This window comes from Halalkalibacter lacteus (assembly GCF_036663595.1).
GTDB classification, from domain to species: Bacteria; Bacillota; Bacilli; order Bacillales; family Bacillaceae_D; genus Halalkalibacter; species Halalkalibacter lacteus.
Genome location: NZ_JAWRVL010000065.1, coordinates 1 through 3,112, shown reverse-complemented (window position 1 = coordinate 3,112; position 3,112 = coordinate 1). Strand labels below are relative to the sequence as shown.

Annotated in this window: 5 protein-coding genes; 3 read left to right on the top strand and 2 right to left on the bottom strand. The window is 38.6% G+C overall.

The features are described from left to right. The 3 genes from SAZ04_RS21390 to SAZ04_RS21380 form a co-directional block, all read left to right on the top strand. A partial coding sequence (locus SAZ04_RS21390; RefSeq protein ID WP_332699459.1) for a sensor histidine kinase occupies positions 1–422 on the top strand: 422 nt, incomplete at its 5' end. Positions 423–623: 201 nt separating this feature from the next. Beyond that, a complete protein-coding gene (locus SAZ04_RS21385; protein WP_332699456.1) occupies positions 624–905 on the top strand; it encodes a hypothetical protein in 282 nt (93 codons plus the stop codon). Then, positions 905–1,426, top strand: coding sequence for a DUF2269 domain-containing protein (locus SAZ04_RS21380; RefSeq protein ID WP_332699453.1), 522 nt, complete (start codon positions 905–907; stop codon positions 1,424–1,426). Before SAZ04_RS21385 ends, SAZ04_RS21380 begins: the two co-directional genes overlap by 1 nt. Before the next feature lie 406 nt (positions 1,427–1,832). On the opposite strand, the gene SAZ04_RS21375 is transcribed toward SAZ04_RS21380, so the two are convergent. Further along, positions 1,833–2,243, bottom strand: a complete 411-nt coding sequence (locus SAZ04_RS21375; protein ID WP_332699450.1) for a nuclear transport factor 2 family protein — start codon at positions 2,241–2,243, stop codon at positions 1,833–1,835. A 232-nt stretch (positions 2,244–2,475) separates the two neighbouring features. Then, positions 2,476–3,112, bottom strand: a 637-nt coding sequence (locus tag SAZ04_RS21370; RefSeq protein ID WP_332699447.1) for an SDR family oxidoreductase, incomplete at its 5' end; no start/stop codon positions are given.

Below are 3,112 nucleotides of genomic sequence, written 5' to 3'. Positions count from 1 at the left end.
AGTATGAAATCGAATTATCTGGACTTGATTATAAACTGAAATGGAGGCATTCTTTCATCCAGAAGCAGTTTATTATGGTTAATGAACATATGATACGGCGCGTGTATGGAAATCTTTTTAGTAACGCTATAAGATACGGAGATAAAAAGGATCTTAATGTCTATATGAGTGGGTATACGCGGGGAAATTATGCATATTTTCAGGTTGAAGATGATGGCGTGGGAGTGCCCAATCAGGAGATGTCATCTCTGTTTCAAAAATTTTTTACAGTCGATAAATCCAGACAAACAAATAATGGTGGGACCGGACTGGGCCTAGCCAGCTGTAAATCGATCATTGAACATCATGGAGGTGAAATTATTGCGTTTCATTCAAAGTACGGTGGGTTGAAAATACGATTTAGCCTTCCACTTGTAGTATAAAAACTTTCAGTCGAACCTGAAGGTTTTTCTTTATTTTAAATACCACTTCATAATTCTTTAGAATTACTTTATAATTTTTTATTTTTATTTTATCAGTGTTTTATTTTGCCCATTTACAATTGGCTTTAGCGGCATGCTAGAAAACACTGCTTTATTAACTTTGCACTAAGCGATGATAAAAGCAAAGAGGAGGATTATAAAGTGAATAAATTACCAAACTCAAATAACGACACTAAAGAGGGACGGCCAAGTACACCACGCTGGGTCAAGGTATCTGGGATCATCATACTCACGCTTGTCCTACTGTTCTTCACCCTGAAACTTACTGGCATTGGTGGAAATCATGGCCCTGGTCGTCACATACCCGGGGGAGAATCAACCGAGCAACCTGTGCCTGATAACCAGACACCAGCTAAGAACGAGAAGCAAGGGATCCACAACGATGGTGATGGTAGCCATAAACCAACTGGAGGCGGACACTGATGATGATGTCACCTAATCTACGAAAATTCGCACTTACCTTGCATATCATTGTTTCGGTGGGATGGATCGGCGCGGTCATTGCTTACTTAGCTCTTGTTGCAGCCACTATGACTAGCAATGAAGAGCAGATGGTGAGAAGTGCCTATCTCGCGATGGAACCGATCACTTGGTTCGCTCTCGTTCCGTTGGCCTTCGCCTCACTAGTAACTGGGCTTGTCATGTCACTGGGTACCCCGTGGGGATTATTCCGACACTACTGGGTGTTGGCGAAGCTCTTACTAACCGTCATTGCCACCCTTGTCTTGCTGTCGTACACAAAAACAGTTAGTTTCATTGCGAATATAGCGGCAAACCCTAGTTCTGATCTCAGCAGACTGATGGGCGGGGGTGGACTCCTCCACCCTGGCATAGGTCTGTTAGTGTTGCTCGTTATCGTAATCTTGTCGGTGTACAAGCCCCAAGGTTTGACCCGATACGGATGGCATAAGCAGCAGGAGAAGCGTAAAGTGCCTCAGCCGTAACCAGAGTGACTCCCATGCTCAATGTTATTTGTACAATCGACAAAAAAACCAATTAATCCTAAACTGGTAAGAGTTTTTTATTTTAAAAAACAAATCTATTTATTTGAAACTAAGCCGCATTTCACCCTAGAATTGCGGCTTTAAAGCATGGTAAATTCCTTGGCGTTCATTGGTAAAAAACATGGCGTTGATGGTAAAGTCTAGTGGCCGTAATCAAACAACAGCCTGTTCCAGTAAAAAACTTTTTTCTATGGAACAGTTAAGTTTATTAATGTCCGCTAGCATTTTATCAAGACCTAAATCGTAAAAAGTCATAAAAAATAGAGGGTGATACATATTAGACATGATATGTATCACCCTTTTAATTCTTGTTCTACAATCGCGCCCGAAAGTTGAAAACTCTCGTTTATGATGCTTCAATTATATACGAAGTTATTTCTTTAATTTTTGAGTTCTTACCTGCACTGGTGAAATTGTATATGTCACAGAAAGCATAACTGTTCTTATCTTCTAATATATAGGTACCGTTAACAGCACCCGTACTACCGTGCGTTATGATGTTTCTGATATGTATTTCTGTTACTTTTCTATTTTTCATTTGTTTTAGCGTTTCGACAAAATTATCTTTTCCTTGGATAAGCTTTTCACCGATTAAATTCCAGTAAACGTCTTCCGTAATGTTCTCCATAATAAAGCCTATATCGTTTTCAGCAAAAGCTATGTTGAGTTCTTTAAGCAACTTTTTTTTAGGTGAGTTTCCACAATCTTCAACGCATATTATTTTTATGTCTCCGTATTCGGAATAAGTATTATCCATGATATCCCTCTTTTTTTCTTTTTCTATGACGTTTGCTGTTAAGCTATACTTTCCTTCGTATTATGGAGGTTAACTAGGTTTTTCCTGGTTGACCTTTAGATTTATAACAATTATTTCAAATTCTCTTTATTTACACAATACGTTACTCCAGAATATGGCCCTTTTCATGAAGAAAGACGCTTTCCTTATTTCAGAAAAGCGCCCGTTCGTAATAGTTGGTTCCCTTTTCTTTCTATTTACCTAAAAATCCACCGTCGGATTTTATGGTTTGACCTGTAATCCAGCTAGAATCATCGCTGGCTAAGAATGTTATTAATCGTGCTGCATCGTCGGGTACTCCTAAACGTCCTGTTGGGAATAGTGGCAGTAAATGATTTTTTCTTTCCTCATTTATCCAACCGGAATCAGTGGGTCCAGGATCTACAGAATTTACTGTGATACCGATGGGCGCTAATGCAACTGATAAAGGTTCAGTTATTGCAATCACCATCCCTTTAGTTGCTATATAGGCTAGATTGTTTGGATCTGGACCTTTAGATATCATATTAATGATTCGACCATCTTTTCTTTCAAGAAATGATTTTTCATACCTTTTAGCAAATTCCACAGACAGCATAAGTGTCCCACTGTTGTTCACTTTGTAATGCATGTCCAGAATTTCTGTATTCAATGTTCGAAAATTTGCAGGCGATTCAAAGGTAGCATTGTTAACTAATATACTAGGTGTACCTAACGTTTCTTCTACCCTATCCATAATAAGACTTGGTGATTCTCTTAAACTCAAGTCAACCTCCATATGAGCAGAATTTACTCCTATATTTCTTAACTCTTTACATAAGATATTTGGAAAATCTTTATCTAAACCATTA

What these genes read in the sequence shown, in the direction of transcription:
- SAZ04_RS21375 (WP_332699450.1), bottom strand. Translation starts at nt 2,243, where the DNA reads ATGGATAATACTTATTCCGAATACGGAGACATAAAAATAATATGCGTT.
- SAZ04_RS21380 (WP_332699453.1), top strand. Translation starts at nt 905, where the DNA reads ATGATGATGTCACCTAATCTACGAAAATTCGCACTTACCTTGCATATC.